This window comes from Pseudomonas sp. MWU13-2105, assembly GCF_023242315.1.
Classification (GTDB): Bacteria; Pseudomonadota; Gammaproteobacteria; order Pseudomonadales; family Pseudomonadaceae; genus Aquipseudomonas.
This window is the reverse complement of sequence record NZ_JALLIY010000012.1, coordinates 94,472-115,658: the sequence shown is the minus strand read 5'-3', so window position 1 is coordinate 115,658 and position 21,187 is coordinate 94,472. Positions and strand designations below refer to the sequence as shown.

Below are 21,187 nucleotides of genomic sequence, written 5' to 3'. Positions count from 1 at the left end.
TTACTCCTGGCGCCAGGCCGAACTGTGCTGCTCATAACGCCGCACCAGCCAGGTCAGCGGCCAGGCCATGACGAAGTAGCAGACCAGCACGATGCTCCAGATCAGCGTCTGCTGCCCCAGGGTGGTCACCAGCTGATTGCCGGCGAAGGTCAGGTCGCTGAGGGTGATCAGCGACACCAGCGAAGTGGTCTTCATCAATTCGACCAACTGATTGCCCAGCGGCGGCAGCATGAAGGGCAGGGCCTGGGGCAGGATGATCCGTCGAAACGCCGCCAGCGCCCCGAAGTCCAGGGCGCGCAAGGCGTCCCGTTGCCCGGCGCTGACATTCACCAGCGCCGCGCGGACGATCTCCGAGCCGTAGGCCGAGAAGGTCAGGCCGAGGCCGATCACCCCGGTGATCATCGGCGACAGGCTGATACCGAACAGCGGCAGGATAAAGAACAGGTAGAACAGCAGCACCAGGGCCGAGATGCCGCGCAGCAGCTCGACATAGGCGCTGGCGAACCAGCGCAGCGCGCGCCAGGGCGACAGGCGCATCAGCGCGATCACAAAGGACAGCACCAGCACCAGCAGTTCGGCGAGCAAGGTGATCTGCACGGTCACCCAAGCGCCATGGGCCAGCTGGCGCGCGATGAACAGGGCCGTTTCCACGGCCGGGGTATCGAGGGGCATGGCCTGTACTCGTGTGGGTTTGAGGCCGTTTCAGCGCGTGGTTACTGGCTGCAACGTTGGGCGGCGGTGACGTCCGCGTCAGGCAGCTCGTTTCCGGTGTAGTCGTATTTCTGCAGGATCTTCAGCAACTCGCCGGAAGCCCGCAGTTTGGCCAGCTGTGCGTTGAAGGCCTGGGTGAAGGCCGGATCATTTTTCGGCAGGCCATAGGCCTGGTAGTTCCAGCTCGGCTTGCCCTGGGCATCGGGGATCTGCTCGAACGGCAGGGCGCGTTCGATGGCCGGGCTGGCGGCTTTCTTGAGTAGGCCGATGATTTCCGCGTCAGGGAAATACACCACGTCGATGCGGCCGGCCTCAAGGGCGGAGAGGGCTTCGGTGTCCTTGTCGAACAGCACCAGGTTGGCCGCTGGGACACCGCTGTCGCGGGCTTCCTGGACCTGGTTGGTACCGGCCTGGGTCGCCAGGCGTGCCTTGCCGTTGCTGGCGACGTCCTTGAGGCTGTGCAGGTTCAGCGGGTTGCCGGCCTTGACGATAAAGGCGCCGCCGGAGCGGGTGATCGGGTTGGAGAAGCCGATGACCTTGCAGCGGTTGGCGTTGATGAACAGGCCTTCGCCGATCAGGTCGAAACGCTTGGCGGTGACACCGGGGACCAGGGAGCCGAAGTCGGTGATCGGGGTTTCCAGCTTGCTGATGCCCAGCGGGCCGAGGATGGCCTTGAGCACATCGACATAGGCGCCGGTGACCTTGCCGTCGGTGCCGATGTAGGCATAGGGCTGTTCATTGGCGATACCGGCGCTGAGGCCTTCGCCACGACCCTTTTCCAGCAGGCCGGCGGCCACGGCCGACGACGGGGCAAGGTTCAACAGCACGCTGCTGCACAGCGCGGCCGACAACGACAGGGACTTGATAGCGTTCATGGAGGACCTGGAGAGAATGGAAAAGGTAAGCCGAACATGGAGGCTGCAGGCGTTGGCTTGCCAGCGATGGCGGCGGTTAATGTGACATCGCGATCGCTGGCAAGCCAGCGCCTACAGGTTAGCGGCATTTTTGCGATCCCATTTCCTTAACTGACTGGTACCGGCGACAAGTCCGCTTGTCGCCTGTCCAGCCTGGCCCGAGGGGTGTTCAGCCTCGACTGACAGAATCTGGAAAAGATTTTATCGATATAAGCGAAAACTTTTAAATATCGTTAAGTGATAAGTATATGTTTTTTGCCAGGGGTGAAGCCGAGCGGCGTTTACCCCGACCGGGCACGGCTACGGAACCGGCCTCCCATTTCGGCACGGTCATGGTCTCGAAAACCAAGGCGATTCCGGCGGGGGCCGCCGTGCTTGGCGCCACACTGGGTGCCGACGCGGCGCTGGGTCGAATCGCCGGCGGCGGCATCGTCCAACAGGGCTTCCGCTGGATGTTGCGCAGCGCCATGGTGGCCGGTGGTGGCGCCACGGTCTTTATCGCCGGCATGCTCCCCGCCCGTATGATTCTGTGACTGGCGAGCAAACCAAACCAGCTAAGCCTGGTCGTAAAGTAGAAAAATAGGAGCTTTTATGTATCTGTGTATTAGTGGCTTTTTGCTTGATAGTAGCCATGATGACTCTCTCAAATTTGAGCTTGATTTGGATAGCTGTTTTAACGAAAGAATCGTGCAGCTTCTCGGCCATAAAAGCCTAAATGAAATGTCTGCAGCAGAATGGTTGCTGGATAAGGAGCAACTAACGAAAATAGCTGAGCTTATCGGGTGAATCTTTAGCCCTTACCCTCAGTGCGCCCGCTGCTCACTTCCGCCGGCACATCATCCCCAGCCATGCGCTTGCGAAACAACCCGGTCCTGGCCAACAGCAAGGTGGTCACCGGCACGGTGATCGACAGCAGGATCGGGATCAGCCAGGCATGGATCACCGGCTCCGACTTGAGCGCCGAAAAGTACAGGATCGAAGCCAGCGCCACGCACCAGGCGCCGAGGGTTGAAGCCAGCGCCGGTGGGTGCATGCGCTGGAAAAAGTCCTTCATGCGCAACAGGCCGATGGCGCCGCACAGGGCCAGCAGGCTGGCGGCCAGCAGCAGCAGGGCCACCGGAATTTCGATCCAGAGCGATAATTCGTTCATTCGATCACCTCGCCGCGCAGGAGGAATTTGGCCAGGGCAAACGAACCGACAAAGCCGAACAGGGCAATCAGCAGCGCCGCTTCGAAATAGGTGTCACTGGCATAGCGGATGCCCAGCACCAACATCATCAGCATGGCAATCAGGTAGAGGTAGTCCAGTGCCAGGACCCGGTCCTGGGCCGACGGGCCCTTGAATAGCCGGATCACGGTCAGGACCAGCGCCAGGCTGAAGATGAACAGGCTCAGCAGGATCGCATTGGTGAGCAGTGCGCTCATTCGAAGATCTCCATCAGAGGACGTTCGTAAGTCGTCTTGAAGTGCTGGATAAAGGCGCTTTCGTCGTCGAGGTCGAAGACGTGCAGCAACAGGACACTGCGGTCCAGGGCCAGTTCCGACCAGACGGTGCCGGGCACCACCGTGCAGATCATCGCCAGCACCGCCAGGCCGTTGGCATCGCGCAGGTCCAGGGGCACCTTGACGAAGGCCGAACGCGGTGCGTGGCGCCCGGCGTTGAGCACGCCCCAGGCGACGGCCAGGTTGGACAGCACCACGTCGGCCCCGACCCGCAGGAGCAGGCGCAGCATGACCCCGGGGCGACGGATACGGATCGGCCGTGGGCGCAAGGGTGCCATCATCACCGGAGCGAAAAAGCCCAGCGCCGCACCCAGCAGCAGGTTACCCGCGCTGACCGAGAGGTTCAGCACCAGCCACAACAGCCACAGTGCCAGGGACAGCCAGGGCGCGGGGAACAGGCGCTTCATGGCTGTACCCCCACGGCGGCGCTCGGGTTCGGCACCGGGCGGGTGGCCTGCACCGCGCTGATGTACTGCGCCGGGTTGTCGAGGGAGTCAGCCGCCGCCTGGGTGTAGCGCAACAGCGGCTCGGCCTTGACCGTCAGCAGGATGCACAGGCCCAGCAGGGCGACGATGGGCAGGCATTCGAAACGCCGCAGGGCCGGCGACGGACGTTCCTCGGGGGTCCAGAAACGCGAGATGCCCATGCGCGAGAACGCCAGCAGTGAGGCGAGTCCGGACAGCACCAGCAAGGCCAGCAAGGCCCAGGCCGCCATGGAAATCGGCGCGTCGATGCCCAGTCCTTTCGGATTGAGCAGGGCGCTGAGCAAGCTCAGCTTGCCGATAAAGCCGGACAGCGGCGGCATGCCGATGATCAGCAGGGCGCAAGCGATAAAGCTCAAGCCGAGAAAGGCCATGGTCCAGGGGATGACCTGGCCGACCACGGCTTTCTGTTCATCGTCCAGGTTGGTGCCGGGCCGTGGCTGCAAGGACTCCAGCGGCCGTGGCAGCGGGTCGATGTCCTCGTCCAGGGGCAGTTCGTTGGCCGAGCGCGAGCGTTCGATCAGTTCGGCCAGGAGGAACAGCGCACTCAAGGCCAGGGTCGAGCTGACCAGATAGAACAGCGCGCCGGCCGTGAGGTTCGGCTGGGCAAAACCGATGGCCGAGAGCAGGATGCCTGCCGACACCAGGATGCTCAGGCTGGCCATGCGCTCCAGGCGCTGGGCGGCGAGGATCGCCACGGCGGCGCAGGCGATGGTCGCCATGCCGCCATAGATCAGCCAGTCGCCGCCGAAATGCGCCGAGGCGCCGGCCTCGCCGGAAAACAGCAGGGTCCACAGGCGCAGCAGCGTGTAGACCCCGACCTTGGTCATGATCGCGAACATCGCCGCCACCGGGGCGCTGGCCGCGGAGTAGGCGGGCACCAGCCAGAAGTTCAGCGGCCACATCCCGGCCTTGGCCAGGAAGGCCACGGCGAGAATCGCCGTGCCGGCATGCAGCAGGCCGCGATCGGCTTCCGGTACCAGCGGGATCTTCAGGGCCAGGTCGGCGAAGTTCAGGGTGCCGGTAACGCCATAGATCAGCGCCGCGCCGATCAGGAACAACGACGAGGCCAGCAGGTTGATCGCGATGTAGTGCAAGCCCGCCGACACCCGCGAGCGCCCCGAGCCGTGCAGGACCAGGCCATAGGAAGCGGCCAGCAGCACCTCGAAGAACACGAACAGGTTGAACAGGTCGGCGGTCAGGAAGGCGCCGTACAGGCCCATCAGCTGGATCTGGAACAGCGCGTGGAAGCTGGCACCGGCGCGGTCCCAGCGGGCCATGGCGAACAACAGCGCGCTGATGCCGATGATCCCGGTCAGGACCAGCATCAGCGCCGAGAGTCGGTCGACCACCAGTACGATGCCGAACGGCACCTCCCAGTTGCTTGGCAGGTAGACGCCTATGGAGCCGGTTTCGCCGGCCTGGGTGCCGATCAGCAACAGCACCGAGATACCCAGGCCGATCAGGCTCGAGCCGAGGTTGATACGGGCCTTGAGCGGCCGGTGTTTCTCGCCGAGCATCAGCATCAGCGCCGCCGTGAGCAGCGGCAACAGGATCGGGGCGATGATCAGGTGCGACATCGGGTTCATTCCTTGGGCTCCCGGCCATCGACATGGTCGGTACCGGTCAGGCCGCGCGAGGCCAGCAGCACCACCAGGAACAGCGCGGTCATGGCGAAGCTGATGACAATGGCGGTGAGCACCAGGGCCTGGGGCAGCGGGTCGGTGTAGTGGAGCAGGTCCTGGGGTACGCCATCCTTGATCATCGGCTCCTTGCCGATAAACAGGCTGCCCATACTGAAGATAAACAGGTTGACCCCGTAGGACAGCAGGCACAGGCCCATCACCACCTGGAAGGTCCGTGGGCGCAGCACCAGCCAGACGCCGGAGGCCGCGAGGACGCCGATGGCAATTGCGATGACTTCTTCCATCAGGCGACTCCTGGCTTGGGTTGGGTGCCGAGTTGCTGGCTTGGCCGATGGGCGCGGACCGACTGGTGCGCCAGGGCGGTGAGGATCAGCAGGGTCGAACCGACCACCACCGCGTACACGCCGATATCGAAGAACAGCGCGCTGGCGACATGGATATCGCCCAGCAGCGGCAGATGCAGGTGCGCAGTGTGGGTGGTCAGGAAGGGATAGCCGAAAGCCATTGCCCCGAGGCCCGTAACCGTGGCGAACAGCAGGCCGGTGCCCATCCAGCGCAACGGCCGCAGGCTCATCTGCGCCTCGACCCACTGGGTGCCGGCGACCATGTATTGCAGGATAAACGCCACCGACATCACCAGCCCGGCGACAAAGCCGCCACCCGGTTGATTGTGCCCACGCATGAACAGGTACATCGAGACCACGAAGGCAATCGGCAGCAGCAGGCGCACCAGCACCGCCGGGACCATCATGAAACCCAGGGCGGTGTCGCTGGCGCTGCGCGGGTTGACCAGGTCGGTGAGCACATCCGGGGCCAACTGGCGCTGCTGGTTGGGCAGTTCGAGGCTTTCCTTCGGCGGGCGGAAGCGCCGCAGCAGGGCGAACACGGTCAGTGCGGTGGCCACCAGCACGGTGATTTCGCCGAGGGTGTCGAAGCCACGGAAGTCCACCAGCATCACGTTCACCACGTTGCTGCCGCCGCCATCGGGCAGGGCGCGACTCAGGAAGAACGAGGAAATGTCGTTGGGCGTCTGGCGGGTCAGCATGGCATAGGACAACAGTGCCATGCCGCCGCCGACAGCGCCCGACAGCAGCAGGTCGCGCAGGCGGCGAATCCGCGCCTTGCGCAGGCTGCTCGGCAATGGCGAAACCTCTTCGATACGCCGTGGCAGCCAGCGCAGACCGAGCAGGATCAACACCGTGGTGACCACTTCCACCACCAGTTGGGTCAGGGCCAGGTCCGGCGCGGAGAACCAGACGAAGGTGATGCAGGTCATCAGGCCGCAGACGCTGACCATGATCATCGCCGCCAGCCGGTGGTACTTGGCTTGCCAGGCGGCGCCCAGGGCGCAGGCGATGGCCAGCAGCCAGAGGGTGACGAAGACGATGGAACCGGGGATCTTCGGCCGGTCGCCCCAGGACAGGCTGCTGTGCAGCATCGGGATCAGGCCGCCGACCACCGCCGCCAGCACCAGCAGGAACAACTGGGTTTGCAGGCGCTGGGTGCTGACCCGGCGTTCGATGCGCCGGGCGTAGCGCATGATCAGCACCAGGCTGCGTTCGAACAGGCGCTTGCCGTTGAGGCGACCGATCACTGGCGGACGGCTGAAACGGCCGCGCTTGAGTTGTTTGCGTAACAACAGGTAGAGCAGCACGCCGCCGGACATGGCGATCAGGCTCATGATCATCGGCGCGTTGAGGCCGTGCCAGATCGCCAGGCTGTATTCGGGCAGGGTCCCGCCGACCACCGGCAGGGCCGCGGTGGCGAGGATCGAGCCGACCACCTGGGCCGGGAAGATCCCCACCAGCAGGCAGGTGAACACCAGCAGTTCCACCGGTGCGCGCATCCAGCGCGGCGGCTCGTGGGGCGTGTGGGGCAGGTCGGTGGCCTGGGGGCCGAAGAACACATCGACGGTAAACCGCAGCGAGTAGGCGACACTGAAGGTGCCGGCGATGGTGGCGATGACCGGCAGGGCCATCTCGACCCAGGCGGTGGAATTGATGAACACCGTTTCGGCGAAGAACATTTCCTTGGACAGGAAGCCGTTGAGCAGCGGCACCCCGGCCATGGAGGCGCTGGCGACCATCGCCAGGGTCGCGGTGAACGGGATCAGCTTGATCAGGCCGCTGAGCTTGCGGATATCGCGGGTGCCGCTTTCATGGTCGATGATGCCGGCGGCCATGAACAGCGAGGCCTTGAAGGTGGCGTGGTTGAGAATGTGGAACACCGCGGCCACGGCGGCCAGCGGGCTGTTCAGGCCCAGCAGCAGGGTGATCAGGCCCAGGTGGCTGATGGTGGAGTAGGCCAGCAGGCCCTTGAGGTCGTTCTGGAACATGGCGCAGTAGGCGCCGAGCAGCAGGGTCGCGGCCCCGGCGCCGCCGACGATCCAGAACCATTCCTCGCTGCCGGAGAGCGCCGGCCACAACCGCGCCAGGAGAAACACCCCGGCCTTGACCATGGTCGCCGAGTGCAGGTAGGCCGAGACCGGGGTCGGCGCGGCCATGGCGTGGGGCAGCCAGAAGTGGAAGGGGAACTGCGCGCTCTTGCTCAGGGCGCCGATCAGGATCAGTGGCAGCAGGATCGGATACAGGGCGTGGGCGCGGATCCGATCGCCGGCCGCGAGCACGGTGTCCAGGTCATAGCTGCCGACCACATGGCCGAGGATCAATACCCCCGCCAGCAGGCACAGGCCGCCGGCACCGGTCACCGTCAGCGCCATATAGGCACCGCGACGGGCGTCGCTGCGGTGGTGCCAGTAGCCGATCAGCAGGAAGGAGAACAGGCTGGTCAGTTCCCAGAAGAACACGATCTGGATCAGGTTGCCGGACAGCACCAGGCCGAGCATGGCGCCCATGAAGGCCAGGAAAAACGCGAAGAAGCGCGGCACCGGGTCTTCTGGTGACATGTAGTAGCGGGCATATAGCGACACCAGGGTACCGATGCCCAGCACCAGCATCGAGAACAGCCAGGCAAAGCCGTCCAGGCGCAGGACGAAGTTCAGGCCGAGGCTGGGCAGCCAGTCGATGGTTTCGTGGATCACGCCGCCATGGGCGACCTGCGGGTAGAGCAGCGCCATCTGCAGGGTGCCGACCAGGGCGATAACACCGGCGAGGATGGATTCGCTGTTGCGTGCGTTATGCGGCAGCAGGGCTGCCAGACAGCTGCCGATAAAAGGCAGAAGCAGTAGAACTATCAGGGACATAGGCTTCTAATCTGCAGGAGTTTGCCAAGGATCATACGTGGCGCACCGGGGATCACCAACAAAGAACCTGTGGCAGAATCCTACAAGGTAGGTGGTAAATGCCTGATGCGCCTGCTTGTAATGAGGGGGCGGTGAAGGGGGGGGCTGAGCCGACGCTTTCGCGGTCTGGCTATTTGTTTGGATCCAGGCCTTCAGCTTCCGCAGTCTCTTCGACAGCCTCGACCCGCTGTTTGCCCTTGGTCTTCAACTCACTGACGATCACCGCCGTCACGATCAACGCCGCCCCCAGCAGTGCAATCCCCGGCAGACGCTCGCCAGCCAGGCGCCCGGCAATCCCCGCCCAGACCGGCTCTCCGGCATAGATCAAGGTGGCGCGGGTCGGCGAAACACTCTGCTGCGCCCAGTTCATCGCCACCTGGATCGCCGCGCTGGCGGCGCCGAGGCCGACCGCGCTGGCCAGCAGCAGCCAGGAAAATTCCGGCAACGCCTCCTGGGTCGGCACGATCATCAGAAACGCCAGGATCGACGCCGTAGCCAACTGCACCACGGTCACCCGGCGCACATCGACCTTGCCGGCATAGTTGCTGATCAGGATGATCTCGGCGGCAATCGCGATGGCGCTGATCACCGTGGCGATCTCCCCGGAGCTGAAATTCAGCTTCGCACCGTTGGGCCCGGACAACAGCATCAAACCGGTAAAGGCCAGCATGATCCCGATACTGGGCATCAGCCCCGGACGCTTGCCCAGCACCAGCCATTGCAGCAGTGGCACAAAGGGTACGTACAACGCGGTGATAAACGCCGACTGGCTGCTGGGAATGCTTTGCAGGCCGACGGTTTGCAGGCCGTAGCCGAGCATGATCGCGCTGCCGATAAAGAACCCCGCCTTCAGCTCGAAAGCGGTGATACCGCGCAGGCTGCGGGCCGAGAACAGGGCGACGATGCTCGCCGCCGCGGCAAAGCGCAGGCCGACGAAAAACATCGGGCCGCTGACGGTCATGGCGTTCTGTACCAGCAGGAAGGTGCCGCCCCAGACCATGGTGATCAGGATCAGCACGCACTCGGCCTTGCTGAACCGCAGGGTCGAGGCAAACGAGGTGTTGGAGTTCGCCGCAGTCATGGCCTTGCACACTATCCGGGTGAGACGCACAATGCGCCGAAGCTGGGCAGTATACTGCGCAAACCAACCAAGTGAGCAATATAGTGCACAAAGAAACTTCGCAACGGGCTTCGGTGCTGCAACACGTCAGCTTGAACGTACGTCGCCTGCGCCATGCGGCTCAGTTGAGCCAGAGCGCCTTATCGGAAAAATCCGGGGTCAGCCGGCGGATGCTGGTGGCGATCGAAGCGGGGGAAAAGAATGTCAGCCTGACCACCCTGGACCGGGTGGCCGAGGCGTTGGGCGTGGCTTTCAGCGACTTGATCCAGGCGCCGGATGCCCGCGACCCGAGTCGGATCAACGAACTGGCCTGGGCCGGGGTGATTCCGGGGAGCAAGGCGGTGCTGCTGGCCAAGGCCATGGCCAGTCGCGAAGTCGAGCTCTGGGAGTGGCGTCTGGAACCGGGGGAACGCTATGACTCGGAGCCGGATTGCGACGGCTGGAGTGAGCAGATCTACGTGTTCGAAGGTTGCCTGACGGTGATGCTCGGCGAGCAGCCGCGGCGGGTAGCGGCAGGGGAGTTCTTCATGTTTCCCAGCAACCAGCCCCATGGCTATCGCAACGATGACGAAGTGGCGACGCGTTTTATCCGCAACGTGGTGTTGTAGGGGCAAGTTTGCTGGCGATTAGGCCCTTGAGGCCGCCAAAAGCTTCGCGGGCAAGCCCGGCTCCTACCGGGTCGCGCTGCCCCACGTTTTCATTCCCTTCTCTGGCGGGTATTGGAAAGCTCGCTGCCGAGTGTTGCCAGGGCAACAGTGTCTGGGCAGTTTGCTGTTTTACAGCTCTGATCAACTCTGCGTTTTAAGCTTAAATTACTGAAATATATGGATTTTATTTTCAGGCACGACTCCTGCTATGTCCTTGTCATGCGTTTTGCATTTTCAAGGACTCGGGAGTCGGTCTATGACAACTGTCGCCAAACCTGCCTACACCGCCCATATCATCCGTTCGGATGAAGAGGCCATTGCCGCCGCCAGAACCCTCGCCGCGCGTTTTGCCGTCGAAGCTGGCGTACGTGACCGCGAGCGGCGCCTGCCCGCCGCCGAACTCGACGAATTCGCCGCCAGCGGCCTGTGGGGTATCACCGTTCCCAAAGCCTACGGCGGTGCCGGTGTTTCCTATGTGACGGTGGCGCAAGTCATCAAGATCATTTCCGCCGCCGACTCGTCCCTCGGCCAGATCCCGCAGAACCATCTCGGCGTGCTGGATATCCTCCTGCAAACCGCCAGCGAGGAACAAAAGCAGTACTACTTCGCCAAAGTGCTGCAAGGCTATCGCTTCGGCAATGCCTTCTCCGAAGCCAAGAGCAAGAACGCCGGTACCTTCGACACCCGCATCCGTTTCGACGGCGACACCGGGCACATCGACGGCGAAAAGTTCTACTGCACCGGCGCCTTGTTCGCCCATATCGTCCCGGTGGTCGCTCTCGATGAGGCCGGCAATGCGCAGATCGCCTTTGTCGAACAGGGCTCCGCAGGCCTGACCATCATCGACAACTGGGATGGCTTCGGCCAACGCACCACTGCCAGCGGCAACGCCTTGTTCAACGATGTGAAGGTGCCGCGCAGCAGCGTGATTCCGGCGCACAAGGCCTTTGACCTGCCCACTGCCAACGGTCCGATTTCCCAGATCATCCAGGCAGCCGTCGACACCGGCATTGCCGTCGGTGCCCTGGAAGAAGCCAAGCATCATGCCCGCCAGGCGCGGCCGTGGATCGACAGCCAGCAGGAACACGGCTGGCAGGACCCCTTCACCCAGGCCGCCATCGGCGATCTGGAATGGCGGGTGCACGGCGCCGAGGCGATCCTGGAAAAGGCCGGGTTGGCCGTCGATCACGCCCTGGCGCAACCGAGCGAAGACAGTGTCGCCCTGGCCTCCGTAGTGGTGGCCGAGGCCAAGGTGCTGTCCGCCGAGATCGCGCTGCTGGCCAGCAGCAAGCTCTTCGAACTGGCCGGTACCCGTTCGGTACTGGCCAGGCACAACCTCGATCGCCATTGGCGCAACGCCCGCACCCATACCCTGCATGACCCGGCGCGCTGGAAATACCACCTGATCGGCAACTACCTGCTCAACGGCGTCAAGCCGGCCCGACATGCCTGGAACTAGGAGCCCACGATGAACGCATTGACTCATCCCGCCAGCCACCAGCCCGCCCTGGCACGGGTGGCGAGTGACCTGGACAACGCCCGCCAATCCCTGCAACGGACCCTGGGCGCGGTGCGCGGCCATGCGCAACTGGTCGCCGATCACCAGGTCGTCGGCAAGTTCGGCGACTTGCAGATTCGCATCGATGTCGCGGCGGCCCTGCTGGAGCGCGCCGAACGGATTGCCGCCGGGGCCCAGGACGAAGCCGAAAAGACCATCGCCGTCGCTGAAGCCAGCATTGCCATCGCCGAAGCCCTGGCGCAGGTCGGCCAGGTCGAGCTGGAACTGACTGGGCAGCGTCCCGAGTGGTTGCCCAGCCATGATCCGCTGCAGGACCCGTTGCATCTCAAATACCGATTGATCGGTGATTTGCGCCTCAACGGAGCGGTTCCGCCGAGTGCCAGGAGTGCTGTCGATGTCCCGTGAAATTCGCCTCAATGCCTTCGACATGAACTGCGTCGGCCACCAGTCGCCCGGGCTGTGGGCTCATCCACGGGACCGCTCCTGGCAGTACAAGGACCTGGAGTACTGGACCGACCTGGCGAAGATCCTCGAACGGGGCAAGTTCGACGGCCTGTTTATCGCCGATGTGCTGGGTATTTATGACGTCTACAACGGCAACGGCGACGCGGCGATCCGCCAGGCGGCCCAGGTGCCGGTGAACGATCCGTTGCAATTGATCCCGCCGATGGCGCTGGTGACCGAGCACCTGGGCTTCGGCCTCACCGCCTCACTGTCTTTCGAGCACCCGTATCCCTTTGCCCGGCGCCTTTCCACCCTCGACCACCTGACCAAGGGGCGCGCCGGTTGGAACATCGTCACTTCGTACCTGGAGAGCGGTGCGAAGAACCTTGGTCAGCGCGCCCAGACCGAACATGACGCGCGCTACGACTATGCCGAGGAGTACCTGGAGGTCTGCTACAAGCTCTGGGAGGGCAGCTGGGAAGACGGCGCGATCTTGCGCGACCGGGCGCGCAAGGTGTTCAGCGACCCGAGCAAGATCCACGAGATCGAGCATGTCGGCAAACACTTCCAGGTGCCGGGTATCCACCTGTGCGAACCGTCGCCGCAACGCACGCCGGTGCTGTATCAGGCCGGCGCGTCCAGCCGTGGCAAGCAGTTCGCCGCCGAGCATGCCGAGTGCGTGTTCGTCGCCGCACCGTCCAAGGTCCTGCTGAAAAAGGTCGTGGCCGATATCCGTCGGCGCGCGGCCGAGGCCGGTCGGGACCCGAAGAGCATCCTGATCTTCAACCTGCAGACGGTGATCCTTGGCGAGACCGATGCCAAGGCCAAGGCCAAGTTCGAGGAATACAAATCCTATGTCAGCTACGAGGGGGCCATGGCGCTGATCTCGGGCTGGACCGGGATCGATTTCAGCCAGTTCAAGCCAGATGAACCATTGCGGCATGTGCACACCAATGCCATCCAGTCGGCGGTGGAGACCTTTTCCACGGCGGATCCGAACCGGATCTGGACACCCAATGAGTTGGCCGACTGGGTCGGGATCGGTGGCTTCGGGCCGTTGTTTGTCGGCAGTCCGGAAACCGTGGCGGACCTGTTGCAGGAGTGGGTCGAGGAGACCGATGTCGATGGTTTCAACCTGGCCTATGCGCTGACCCACGAAACCTTTGTCGATGCGGTGGAGTTGCTGGTGCCGGAGTTGCAGAAGCGTGGTGTGTACAAGACCGAGTATGCGCCGGGGACCTTGCGCGAGAAGCTGTTCGGCGCGGGGCCGAAGCTGGCGGATATCCATCCGGGGGCGGGGTATCGGGACCTGGCGGCGTTGCGCGGAAAGAGCCTGCGGTCGGCCTGATACCGAGCGGGGCAGGGGCTCTTGTGGTGACCTTCAGGGCCCTTTCGCGGGCAAGCTCGGCTCCCACAAGGTTCGAGTTGCCCCGGCTTTAATGTACGACGCAAAAAAAAAGTAGGAGCGGAGCTTGCCCGCGAAGGCGCCCTTGAGAGCGCCAGTGTCTTCACAAACAAACCTGTACTTCACAGACGCCAGCGGACCACCGCACGCCAAACGACTGAACGAGGTTCCGCCATGAGCGTGCATGAACTGAAACGTCCGCCCGTCATCCATCCGCCGCACCCTGAAACGGTCTCGATCTTCCCCGGTGCCCTTGAGCAACTGCGCCACTGGGCCCAGGTCAGTCCGTTGCAGGAGGCCTTGCGCCACAAGCGCCACGGACAATGGCACAGCTGGCGCTGGATCGATGCCTTGCGCGAAGTCGAGCGCCTGGCCGACGGCCTGCGCCAGCAGGGCTTCAGCGCCGACTCGCGGCTGGCCGTCAGCGGCACCCTGGAACCGAACCTGTTGCTGCTGGCACTGGCGGCCCATTCCATCGGTGGTCAGATCCTTGGCCTGGCCCCGGACCTGAGTGCCGAGGCCCTCGGCCAGGCTTTCTGGCGCCTGCAACCCAGCCACGGTTTTGTCGACACTCGCCAGCAACTGCTCGACTGGCTGGACGCCGGCGATTCAAGCGCGGCCCCCGCGGTGCTGATCGGCAATCAGCTACCGGGACGCCTGCCGGGCTCACCGAGGCAAAGCGTGCTTGCCTTCGCCGGCCTCAGTGGCGACGGCCAGGCGCCCCGTCCGCTGGTGTTGTGGCGCGCAGCGACTACCCAGCCGCAGTTATGGAGTGAAGAGGACAGCCATTGGCCGGGCGGCTTGGGCGTGGTGCTGGAGCAATGGCTGAACAGCGGCCACGGCCTGGCCTTCCCGGAGAGCCGCGACAGTGCCAGCCGCGATCGGCGCGAAGTCGCGCCGTCCGGATTGCTGCTGTCAGCGGAGCGCCTGCAGGTATTGGCCGATGAAATCGACCAGCGCCTGGCCCCTCCGGGGAGTTGGCGCCGACGCCTGTGCGAGTGGGCGCTGGCCCATCCCGAACGGCTCGTGGCCCGTTTGCTCAAGCAACGTGTGCGGCGCTTGCTGGGCTTTCAGCGCCTGCAATACATCTGGCAACCGGCAACACCATCGAACGTACCGGTGGCCTTCAAGCAATGGCGGGTCGATGCCTCGGGACGGAAAAGCGCATGAGTACCCTCGAACCGATTCTGCAAGTGCGCGGCGTGTCGCTGTCGTTCAAGGGCGTGAAGGCGATCAACGAACTGTCGTTCGACGTGCGGCGCGGGGAGATCTGCGCCCTGATCGGGCCCAACGGCGCGGGCAAGAGCTCGCTGCTCAACCTGTTGAACGGGGTCTACCGCTTTGACAGCGGCGAGATCGTCTTCGAGCGGCAGCGCTTTCGCCGCATCGATCCCCTGGACGCGGCCCGTCGCGGTATTGGCCGGACCTTCCAGAACAATGCGCTGTTCAAGAAGATGAGCGTGATCGACAACCTCCTGACCGGGCTGTCGCGGCATATGCGCAGCCACTTTCTCGAACAGGCCCTGGGCCTGCCCCGGGCGCGGCGGGAAGCCGAGGCTTTTCGCCTCAAGGCCCAACACATTCTCCAGTTACTGGAACTGCAGGCCGTGCGCGACGTGCCGGTGGGCACCTTGTCCTATGGCCGGCAAAAACGCGTGGAACTGGGGAGGGCCCTGATCGCCGGACCCACGCTGTTGTTGCTGGACGAACCGATGGCCGGCATGAACGCCGAAGAAAAACAGGAAATGGCGCGGTTTATCGCCGACGTCAATCGCGACCTCGGCACCACCGTGGTGCTGATCGAACATGACATGGGGGTGGTGATGGGCTTGTCCGATCATGTGGTGGTGCTCGATTACGGGCGCAAGGTCGGCGACGGCACGCCGGCCGAGGTGCAGGGCAATCCCGAGGTGATCGCGGCCTACCTGGGAGCGGCGCACTGATGGCGTTTTTCCTTGAAACCCTGATCGGCGGTTTGCTCGCCGGGACCCTCTATTCCCTGGTTGCCATCGGCTTCGTGCTGATCTACAAGGCCAGCGGTGTGTTCAATTTTGCCCAGGGCTCGATGCTGTTGTTCGCCGCTCTGACCTTTGTCAGCCTGCATGACCAAGGCGTGCCGTTTGCCCTGGCGCTGCTGCTGGCGGTGGGAGTGATGGTGATCGGCGCGCTGCTGATCGAGCGCCTGGTATTGCGGCCGCTGGTCAACCGTTCGCAGATCACCCTGTTCATGGCGACCCTGGGCCTGTCGTTCATTATCGAAGGCCTGGCGCAAGGGCTGATGGGCTCCCAGGTGCGCGCACTGGACCTGGGCATCGACGACGTGCCGCTGTTTGTCCACGGGGTGATGCTCAGCCAGTTCGACCTGATTGCCGCCGCTGCCGCCGTGGTCCTGGTGGTGGTCCTGGCGCTGCTGTTCAACAAGACCCGGATCGGCGTATCGCTGCGGGCGGTGGCCGACGACACCACGGCGGCGCTGTCCATCGGCATCAACCTCAATCGAATCTGGCAGATCGTCTGGGCGGTGGCCGGCTGTGTCGGCCTGGTGGCGGGCCTGCTCTGGGGCGCGCGCCAGGGGGTGCAGTTTTCCCTGTCGCTGGTGGTGCTCAAGGCCTTGCCGGTATTGATCATCGGTGGCTTCACCTCGATCGGCGGGGCAATTGTCGGCGGGCTGATCGTCGGCGCTTGCGAGAACCTCGCCGAAGTCTATATCGGGCCGCTGATCGGCGGCGGCATCACTCCCTGGTTCGCCTATGTCCTGGCGCTGGCCTTCCTGTATATCCGCCCGGCCGGCCTGTTCGGCGAGCGGGCCATCGAGCGAGTCTGAAGCATGTCTGTTCCCGTGATGAGTGAAACGGCACCCTGGGTGCTGATTGAACGGCGCCTGCCGTGGTCGTTGCTCGGCCTGCTGGTGCTGGCCTTTGGCGTGGTGCCGCTGGTGGGCAACGATTATTGGCTGGGCGCGATCCTGATCCCGTTCCTGGTGCTGTCCCTGGCCGGACTCGGGCTTAACCTGCTGACCGGCTACACCGGGCAGACCTCGGTCGGCGCGGCGGGCTTCATGGCGGTGGGAGCCTTTGCCACCTACGGCTTTCTGCTGCGCCTGCCGGAACTGGGCCTGCCTGTGGCACTGCTTGGTGGCGGCATTATCAGCGGCCTGGTGGGCTTCCTGTTCGGCCTGCCCAGTTCACGGATCAAGGGCTTCTACCTGATGGTCACCACCCTGGCCGCGCAGTTTTTCCTCGAGTGGTTGTTCGTCAAGTTTCCCTGGTTCTACAACTACGGCTCGTCCGGGACCATTTCCGCGCCGAGCCTGGCGTTGCTCGGGCATGACCTGAATACCCCGGTCGGCCGCTACCTGCTGACCCTGGTCACGGTGCTGCTGCTGACCTGGGTGGCGCGCAACCTGGTGAACAGCCAGACCGGGCGCAACTGGATGGCGATCCGCGACATGGACACCGCCGCGGCGGTGATCGGCATTCCGGTGGCGCGCTACAAGCGCCTGGCGTTTGCCGTCAGCTCCTTCTACCTGGGCATCGCCGGCGCGCTGTGGGCGTTCGCCTACCTGGGTATGGCGAGCGCCGGCAGCTTTGATATCAATCGCTCGTTCCAGATCCTCTTCATCATCATTATCGGCGGCATGGGCAGCATCGCCGGCAACTTTGTCGGCGCGGCCTTTATCTGCCTGCTGCCGATCTTCCTCAGCCACCTCGGCCAGGCCATGCTCGGCGGAGCGGTGGATGCCGGGCAGTTGCAGAACCTGCAGAAAATCATCTTCGGCGTGCTGATCATCCTGTTCCTGATCAAGGAGCCGGAAGGGCTGATCCGCCTGCTGGGCAATACCCGCGAACGGCTCCGGCACTGGCCGTTGCGCTTCTGACTTCCCGACTTCCCCTCCCTGGAGAACGATTCCACCATGCGTGCACTTTTCAAACGTTCAATGACGGCTGCGGCCCTGACCCTGGCGGTGCTCGGTACGGCGGCGCCGATGGCCCAGGCCTCGCCCGACCAGCAATTCTTTCCCCTGGCCACCTACCGGGTCGGCGCCTATGCCTCCAGCGGCGTGCAGGTCTGGGCCGGGATGATCGACTACCTCAACTACATCAACGAGGTGGAAGGCGGGATCAACGGCGTCAAGCTGGTCTGGCAGGAGTGCGAGACCGAATGGACGGCGGAGAAGGGCATCGAGTGCTACGAGCGTTTCAAGAACGGCCTGGATGGCGCGCCAGTGGCGGTCTATCAGCCCAACGGCGCACCGGCGGCCTATGCCCTGAGCGAGCGTGCGGAAGTCGACAAGATCCCGCTGATCACCCTTGGTTACGGGCGCACCGAAGCCACCGACGGCAAGGTCTTCCCCTATAACTTCCCGGTGATGCTGACCTTCTACAGCGAAGCCTCGACCCTGGTGAACTACATCGCCCAGCGCGAAGGCGGGTTCGACAAGCTCAAGGGCAAGAAGATCGCCACCGTCTACCACGACTCGGCCTATGGCCGCGAAACCCTCGGGCCGTTGAAGCTGCTGGCGGAAAAATACGGTTTCGAGAATATCCAGATTCCGGTGGCCGATCCGGGCAACGAACAGTCGGCGCAGTGGCGACAGATTCGCCAGCTCAATCCGGACTGGGTATTCCTGCGCACCTGGGGCGTGTCGACGCCGGTGGCGGTCAAGACCGCCGCGCGCTTTGGCTTCCCGGTGGACCATATCGTCGGCGATATCTGGGCCAGTTCCAGCGAGGACGTGTTGCCGGCGGGTGCGGCGGCCAAGGGTTACCTGGCGTTGACGCCTTACCCGGCGGGTGCTGACTTCGAGATCCACAAGCGCCTCAAGCAGTACATCCTCGACAAGGGCAAGAGCGACCTCAAGGACCTGGGCAACTTCGGCAGCGTCTACTACAACTCCGGGTTGGTGAACGCGGCGATTGCGGTGGAAGCGATTCGCACCGGCCAGGCCAAGTTCGGCAAGCGCCCATTGCATGGCGAAGAAGGCCGCTGGGGCCTGGAGCACCTGGATATCGACGATGCGCGGCTCAAGGCCATGGGCTTCTACGGCCTGATGCAGAACCTGAAACTGTCTTGCAGCGACCATGAGGGCGGCGGTTCGGCGCGGGTCCAGCAATGGGACGGCAGCCACTGGAGCCTGGTCAGTGACTGGATCGCGGCGGATCGCGCATTGTTGCGACCGTTGATCGACGAGAAGTCGGCGGCCTTCGCCACGGAAAAACACCTGACCCCGCGCACCTGCGCGGCAGGCGAGTAAGCCATGGGCCAGCCCGCGCTTGAAGCCAGTGGTGCGCCGCTGTTGCAGGTTTCGGATATCGAGGTGATCTATGACCGGACGATCCTGGCGGTGTCCGGGGTTTCCCTGAGTGTGCCCAAGGGCGGCATCGTCGCCTTGCTCGGGGCCAACGGTGCCGGCAAAAGCACTACCCTCAAGGCGATCTCCGGGCTGGTGCGGGCCGAGCGGGCGCAGGTCACCCGCGGCGGCATCCACTTCCAGGGGCGTGACAGCCTGGCGGTCGAGCCGAGCCAGCGCGTGCGCGACGGCCTGGTGCATGTGCTGGAGGGGCGGCATGTATTCGGGCAACTGACGGTGGAGGACAACCTGCGCAGCGGCGGGTTTGTCCGTGGCCTGAGTCGGCGGCAGATGCAGGAGGACCTGGAGCGGACATATGCCTGGTTCCCGCGCCTGAAAACCAAGCGCAAGACCCAGGCCGGACTGACCTCCGGTGGCGAGCAGCAGATGGTCGCCATTGGCCGGGCCTTGATGACGCGGCCGACTTTGGTCTTGCTCGACGAGCCTTCCATGGGCCTGGCGCCTATTATCGTCCAGGAGATCTACGAGATCGTCGCTCAGCTCAATCTTGAGCAGCAGGTCAGCTTCCTGATTGCCGAGCAAAACATTAATGTAGCGTTGAAGTACGCAACCCAGGCCCATGTGCTCGACACCGGCCGGGTGGTTCTCAGCGGTACGGCGGATGAATTGCTGGCCAGGGGCGACTTGCACGACTTCTACCTGGGCAAGCACTGACAAGAGCGTGAAGAATGAGTGAAACCCTGAGCGGACAGGCGACAGACGCCATCCCGGCTGCCGATGTGTTGATTGTCGGCGGGGGCCTGAGCGGTGCGATGCTGGCGGTGCAATTGCTGCGCCTGCCGGGACAGCGGCGGATCCTGATCGTCGAGCCGCGTGCCGAATTGGGCCGGGGCGAGGCGTACAGCGCCACGGAACTGGGGCATACGTTGAACGGCAATGCGGCGCGGATGAGCGTCGACCCCGACAATGCCGATGACCTGACGCAGTGGTTGCAGGCTTATATCGCCGACGGTGGTTGGCCGGAGTCGGACCAGCAGCATGTGCCGGTCAGCGAGTTGTTCATGCCCCGGGGGATCTTTGGTCTTTATGTCCAGCAGCGCCTGGCTGAAGCCCGCGAGCAGGGCGCGACCTGGGGCTCGACGGCCGAGCATGTGCGGGGTGAAGTGGTCGATCTGCAAAGCGACAGTGACGGTGTGCTGCTGACATTGGCCGATGGCCGGCAACTGGAAGGTGCCAGTGCGGTGCTGGCGACCGGCATGTTCCCGGCGGCGCGCACCCGGCAGAAACAATCCAGCGGCTTGAACGCGGCGGCGGTGGACCCTTGGGATGTGGCGAGCATGTCGCGGATCGATCCGCAAGGGACGGTGCTGATCATCGGTTCCGGGCTGACCATGGTCGATGCCGTGGTTTCATTGGAACAGGCTGGGCATCGTGGGCCGATCCGGGTGATTTCCCGGCACGGGCTGTTGCCCCATGTACGGCGCCAGCCACCGACCTGGGTGGATTTCCTGGCAGCCGATCAGAGTATTCGCAGTCCACGGCAGTTGTTGCGCGAGGTGCGTCGCCAATGCATCTTCGCGTTGGAGGCCGGGATTGACTGGCAGGCACCGCTGGACACGGTGCGGGCGCATATCGGGCGGCTCTGGAGTCAGGCCAGTGATGTTCAGCGTCGGCAGTTTGTCCGGCATGTGCGGCCGTGGTGGGAGAGCCATCATCACCGTTCACCGCCGTTGAGTGCCGAGCTGGTGGAGCGTTTGTACAAGGAGGGGCGGTTGACCATCGAAGCGGCGTCGCTCAAGGGGTTGGACGAGCCACGGGACGGGCAGGTGAGTATTTCCATCCGCCCACGGGGGGAATCGCAGACGCGTACGGTCACGGGAGCGGCCTTGATCAACTCCACCGGCATTGAATATGACTGGCGCCGGGTGGATCGCCCATTGCCGCAGCAATTGCTGGCGCGGCGACTGATCCGGCCGGGGCCGCTGGCTTTGGGGATTGCGGCGGATGTCGGCGGTGCGGTGGTGGATGCCGAGGGCGCTGTCTCCACGCGGCTGTTCGCCATGGGGCCACCGTTGCGCGGCATGTGGTGGGAGAGCACCGCGGTGACTGATGTGGCCAGCCAGGCGAAGGCATTGGCGGCGCGTCTGGCACGGCTGACGGCGGTGCAGAAAGACCGGGGCTGACCTAAAAATTATTAGAATTCAGGGGGTTGCCAGTGTCATTCAACTAGGACATAATGCGCGC

The 21,187-nt window shown here is 64.0% G+C and carries 21 protein-coding genes and 1 pseudogene; 13 read left to right on the top strand and 9 right to left on the bottom strand.

The genetic code is table 11. The annotated features are described in order from the left end of the window. Positions 1–672 carry an ectoine/hydroxyectoine ABC transporter permease subunit EhuC gene (ehuC, locus tag M5B96_RS18745; protein WP_248798211.1) on the bottom strand — a complete coding sequence of 224 codons (672 nt, stop codon included), beginning with the start codon at positions 670–672 and terminating at the stop codon, positions 1–3. 41 nt (positions 673–713) lie between these two features. After that, positions 714–1,586: an ectoine/hydroxyectoine ABC transporter substrate-binding protein EhuB gene (ehuB, locus tag M5B96_RS18740; RefSeq protein WP_248798210.1), complete on the bottom strand. Its 873-nt coding sequence runs from the start codon at positions 1,584–1,586 to the stop codon at positions 714–716. A 287-nt stretch (positions 1,587–1,873) separates the two neighbouring features. Here ehuB and M5B96_RS18735 point away from each other — a divergent pair, with 287 nt between their 5' ends. Together M5B96_RS18735 and M5B96_RS18730 are read left to right on the top strand one after the other, a co-directional pair. Then, complete coding sequence (locus tag M5B96_RS18735; RefSeq protein ID WP_248798209.1) at positions 1,874–2,158, top strand: hypothetical protein; 285 nt, start codon at positions 1,874–1,876, stop codon at positions 2,156–2,158. Positions 2,159–2,216: 58 nt separating this feature from the next. Continuing rightward, positions 2,217–2,411: a pyocin S6 family toxin immunity protein gene (locus tag M5B96_RS18730; RefSeq protein ID WP_248798208.1), complete on the top strand. Its 195-nt coding sequence runs from the start codon at positions 2,217–2,219 to the stop codon at positions 2,409–2,411. Positions 2,412–2,415: 4 nt separating this feature from the next. Here M5B96_RS18730 and M5B96_RS18725 read toward each other — a convergent pair whose 3' ends face one another. The 7 genes and pseudogenes from M5B96_RS18725 to M5B96_RS18695 form a co-directional block, all read right to left on the bottom strand. Next, positions 2,416–2,775 (bottom strand): Na+/H+ antiporter subunit G, encoded by a 360-nt coding sequence (locus M5B96_RS18725; RefSeq protein WP_248798207.1) that lies wholly within the window; start codon positions 2,773–2,775, stop codon positions 2,416–2,418. Next, a complete protein-coding gene (locus M5B96_RS18720; RefSeq protein ID WP_248798206.1) occupies positions 2,772–3,050 on the bottom strand; it encodes a K+/H+ antiporter subunit F in 279 nt (92 codons plus the stop codon). The genes M5B96_RS18725 and M5B96_RS18720 overlap by 4 nt, the downstream gene beginning before the upstream one ends. Then, the gene (locus tag M5B96_RS18715) at positions 3,047–3,535 is read right to left on the bottom strand and encodes a Na+/H+ antiporter subunit E (protein WP_248798205.1); all 489 of its coding nucleotides are present in this window, start codon (positions 3,533–3,535) and stop codon (positions 3,047–3,049) included. Before M5B96_RS18715 ends, M5B96_RS18720 begins: the two co-directional genes overlap by 4 nt. Then, positions 3,532–5,199, bottom strand: a complete 1,668-nt coding sequence (locus M5B96_RS18710) for a monovalent cation/H+ antiporter subunit D (protein WP_248798204.1) — start codon at positions 5,197–5,199, stop codon at positions 3,532–3,534. The genes M5B96_RS18715 and M5B96_RS18710 overlap by 4 nt, the downstream gene beginning before the upstream one ends. Beyond that, positions 5,196–5,540: a Na+/H+ antiporter subunit C gene (locus tag M5B96_RS18705; RefSeq protein WP_191487694.1), complete on the bottom strand. Its 345-nt coding sequence runs from the start codon at positions 5,538–5,540 to the stop codon at positions 5,196–5,198. The genes M5B96_RS18710 and M5B96_RS18705 overlap by 4 nt, the downstream gene beginning before the upstream one ends. Continuing rightward, complete coding sequence (locus M5B96_RS18700; RefSeq protein WP_248798203.1) at positions 5,540–8,458, bottom strand: monovalent cation/H+ antiporter subunit A; 2,919 nt, start codon at positions 8,456–8,458, stop codon at positions 5,540–5,542. The genes M5B96_RS18705 and M5B96_RS18700 overlap by 1 nt, the downstream gene beginning before the upstream one ends. 169 nt (positions 8,459–8,627) lie before the next feature. After that, positions 8,628–9,667, bottom strand: a pseudogene (locus M5B96_RS18695) (DMT family transporter). Here M5B96_RS18695 and M5B96_RS18690 point away from each other — a divergent pair. The 11 genes from M5B96_RS18690 (at position 9,662) to M5B96_RS18640 (ending at position 21,126) form a co-directional block, all read left to right on the top strand. Continuing rightward, positions 9,662–10,225 (top strand): helix-turn-helix domain-containing protein, encoded by a 564-nt coding sequence (locus M5B96_RS18690; protein ID WP_248798202.1) that lies wholly within the window; start codon positions 9,662–9,664, stop codon positions 10,223–10,225. The pseudogene M5B96_RS18695 and the gene M5B96_RS18690 sit on opposite strands and share 6 nt — an antisense overlap. A 295-nt stretch (positions 10,226–10,520) precedes the next feature. Next, positions 10,521–11,723 (top strand): SfnB family sulfur acquisition oxidoreductase, encoded by a 1,203-nt coding sequence (locus tag M5B96_RS18685; RefSeq protein WP_248798201.1) that lies wholly within the window; start codon positions 10,521–10,523, stop codon positions 11,721–11,723. A gap of 9 nt (positions 11,724–11,732) precedes the next feature. Then, entirely contained in the window at positions 11,733–12,188 is a 456-nt protein-coding gene (locus M5B96_RS18680) for a hypothetical protein (RefSeq protein ID WP_248798200.1), read from the top strand. Next, complete coding sequence (locus M5B96_RS18675; protein ID WP_248798199.1) at positions 12,178–13,575, top strand: LLM class flavin-dependent oxidoreductase; 1,398 nt, start codon at positions 12,178–12,180, stop codon at positions 13,573–13,575. Before M5B96_RS18680 ends, M5B96_RS18675 begins: the two co-directional genes overlap by 11 nt. 231 nt (positions 13,576–13,806) lie before the next feature. After that, a complete protein-coding gene (locus M5B96_RS18670) occupies positions 13,807–14,802 on the top strand; it encodes an AMP-binding protein (protein WP_248798198.1) in 996 nt (331 codons plus the stop codon). Further along, the gene (locus tag M5B96_RS18665; RefSeq protein WP_248798197.1) at positions 14,799–15,575 is read left to right on the top strand and encodes an ABC transporter ATP-binding protein; all 777 of its coding nucleotides are present in this window, start codon (positions 14,799–14,801) and stop codon (positions 15,573–15,575) included. Before M5B96_RS18670 ends, M5B96_RS18665 begins: the two co-directional genes overlap by 4 nt. Next, positions 15,575–16,456, top strand: a complete 882-nt coding sequence (locus tag M5B96_RS18660) for a branched-chain amino acid ABC transporter permease (protein ID WP_248798196.1) — start codon at positions 15,575–15,577, stop codon at positions 16,454–16,456. Before M5B96_RS18665 ends, M5B96_RS18660 begins: the two co-directional genes overlap by 1 nt. Before the next feature lie 3 nt (positions 16,457–16,459). Then, the gene (locus M5B96_RS18655; protein WP_248798195.1) at positions 16,460–17,509 is read left to right on the top strand and encodes a branched-chain amino acid ABC transporter permease; all 1,050 of its coding nucleotides are present in this window, start codon (positions 16,460–16,462) and stop codon (positions 17,507–17,509) included. 36 nt (positions 17,510–17,545) lie between these two features. Further along, complete coding sequence (locus tag M5B96_RS18650; RefSeq protein WP_248798194.1) at positions 17,546–18,886, top strand: ABC transporter substrate-binding protein; 1,341 nt, start codon at positions 17,546–17,548, stop codon at positions 18,884–18,886. Between the two features lie 3 nt (positions 18,887–18,889). Further along, entirely contained in the window at positions 18,890–19,657 is a 768-nt protein-coding gene (locus tag M5B96_RS18645; protein ID WP_248798193.1) for an ABC transporter ATP-binding protein, read from the top strand. A gap of 14 nt (positions 19,658–19,671) precedes the next feature. After that, entirely contained in the window at positions 19,672–21,126 is a 1,455-nt protein-coding gene (locus tag M5B96_RS18640; RefSeq protein WP_248798192.1) for an FAD/NAD(P)-binding protein, read from the top strand. The last annotated feature ends 61 nt before the right edge of the window (positions 21,127–21,187 follow it).